This is a genomic window from Pseudothioclava nitratireducens (genome assembly GCF_029210495.1).
Lineage (GTDB): Bacteria > Pseudomonadota > Alphaproteobacteria > Rhodobacterales > Rhodobacteraceae > Pseudothioclava > Pseudothioclava nitratireducens.
On record NZ_JARGDK010000021.1, the window covers coordinates 1 to 2,500 of the forward strand.

General features: G+C 54.5%; 1 tRNA gene and 2 rRNA genes (1 of these 3 cut by a window edge). All 3 read right to left on the reverse strand.

Annotated elements, in window-relative coordinates:
- Nucleotides 1-5: 5 nt before the first annotated feature.
- Nucleotides 6-82, reverse strand: a tRNA-Met gene (locus tag P0X85_RS14805).
- Nucleotides 83-159: 77 nt separating this feature from the next.
- Nucleotides 160-274, reverse strand: a 5S ribosomal RNA gene (gene rrf / locus P0X85_RS14810).
- A gap of 70 nt (nucleotides 275-344) precedes the next feature.
- A 23S ribosomal RNA gene (locus P0X85_RS14815) occupies nucleotides 345-2,500 on the reverse strand; it runs 675 nt beyond the window's last position.

The following is a 2,500-nucleotide window of genomic DNA, read 5'->3' on the forward strand; positions in this document are numbered from 1 at the left end:
TATTTTGGTTGCGGGGGTAGGATTTGAACCTACGACCTTCAGGTTATGAGCCTGACGAGCTACCGGGCTGCTCCACCCCGCGTCCGGGTTTTGTTGCCCGAGGGTTTTTGGCGATCGGGTCTTGTTTTCATCGTTTGAGAGATATTCGCTTCTTTCTAGGTTTGGCGGTGACCTACTCTCCCACGTCTTAAGACGCAGTACCATTGGCGCGACGGCACTTAACGGCCGAGTTCGGGATGGGATCGGGTGTTTTGCTCGTGCTATGACCACCAAACCGAGGAAGAAGCGTTCCAAGTCAAGTATTGTATACCTGCTATTGATCCGAAGCCTGGCTTCTACTGGATCAAATCAAGCCAATCGGGCAATTAGTACCAGTCAACTGAATGCGTTACCGCACTTACATCTCTGGCCTATCGACGTGGTGGTCTTCCACGGCCCTCAAGGGATACCTAGTTTTGAGGGGGGCTTCACGCTTAGATGCCTTCAGCGTTTATCCTGTCCGTTCATAGCTACCCAGCACTACCGTTGGCACGATAACTGGTCCACCAGTGGAACGTTCACCCCGGTCCTCTCGTACTAGGGGCAACTCCTCTCAAGTATCCTACACCCACGGCAGATAGGGACCGAACTGTCTCACGACGTTCTAAACCCAGCTCACGTACCTCTTTAAATGGCGAACAGCCATACCCTTGGGACCTGCTCCAGCCCCAGGATGAGATGAGCCGACATCGAGGTGCCAAACGATGCCGTCGATATGGACTCTTGGGCATCATCAGCCTGTTATCCCCAGAGTACCTTTTATCCGTTGAGCGATGGCCCTTCCACTCGGGACCACCGGATCACTATGGCCGACTTTCGTCTCTGCTCGACTTGTCAGTCTTGCAGTCAGGCTGGCTTCTGCCATTGCACTCAACGACCGATTTCCGACCGGTCTGAGCCAACCTTCGCGCGCCTCCGTTACACTTTGGGAGGCGACCGCCCCAGTCAAACTACCCACCACGCAGGGTCCCGGATCCGGATAACGGACCGCGGTTAGACATCAAGAGTGCGAAGGGTGGTATCTCAAGGGAGGCTCCACGGCAACTGGCGTCACCGCTTCAAAGCCCACCACCTATCCTGCACATCACAATCCTGATGCCAGTGCGAAGCTATAGTAAAGGTTCATGGGGTCTTTCCGTCTAACCGCGGGTAGTGTGCATCTTGACACACAGTTCAATTTCGCTGAGTCCACGTTTGAGACAGCGGGGAGATCGTTACGCCATTCGTGCAGGTCGGAACTTACCCGACAAGGAATTTCGCTACCTTAGGACCGTTATAGTTACGGCCGCCGTTTACCGGGGCTTCAATTCGGAGCTTGCACTCCTCCTTTTAACCTTCCGGCACCGGGCAGGCGTCAGACTGTATACGTCGCCTTACGGCTTCGCACAGCCCTGTGTTTTAAGTAAACAGTCGCCACCCCCTAGTTTGTGCCCCCGGCCCATAGTTGCCTACGAACCGGGCCTCCTTCTCGCGAACTTACGGAGGCATTTTGCCGAGTTCCTTAAACGTGGTTCTCTCAAGCGCCTTGGTATACTCTACCAGTCCACCTGTGTCGGTTTCGGGTACGGTCTCATGGAGGGCTATTTCCAGGGACCCCGCAGCTGCCAGACCAATCCGATAAGGACTGACAACACTAAGGATCCGTCACCATCTCCTGGCCCAGGAATATTAACCTGGTTCCCATCGACTACGCCTTTCGGCCTCGCCTTAGGGGCCGGCTTACCCTGCTCAGATTAGCTTTAAGCAGGAACCCTTGGACTTTCGGCGACAGGGTCTCTCACCCTGTTTGTCGCTACTCATGTCAACATTCTCACTTCTGATCACTCCACCGGATGCCTTACAGCCCGGCTTCACAGTCAGAACATTGCCTCCAATACTCCCGAAGGAGATAAGGAGGCAGCGTTCTATATCACAGAACGCTCCGCTACCACGTGCATTGCTGCACATCCAAAGCTTCGGCTCGTGGCTTGAGCCCCGTTACATCTTCGCCGCAGGACAACTTATCTAGACCAGTGAGCTGTTACGCTATCTTTAAAGGATGGCTGCTTCTAAGCCAACCTCCTGGTTGTTTTGGTCGTCCCACCTGCTTTCCCACTTAGCCACGAATTGGGGGCCTTAGCTGTTGGTCAGGGTTGTTTCCCTCTTCACGACGGACGTTAGCACCCGCCGTGTGTCTCCCGGATAGTACTCTACGGTATTCGGAGTTTGCTTAGACTCAGTAAGGCTGTGGGCCCCCATCATCCATGCAGTGCTCTACCCCCGTAGGTATTCGTCCGAGGCGCTACCTAAATAGCTTTCGCGGAGAACCAGCTATCTCCGAGTTTGATTGGCCTTTCACCCCTAGCCACACGTCATCCGGACCCTTTTCAACGGGTGTCGGTTCGGACCTCCAGTACGTGTTACCGTACCTTCATCCTGCACATGGCTAGATCACTCGGTTTCGGGTCTGATCCATCGAACT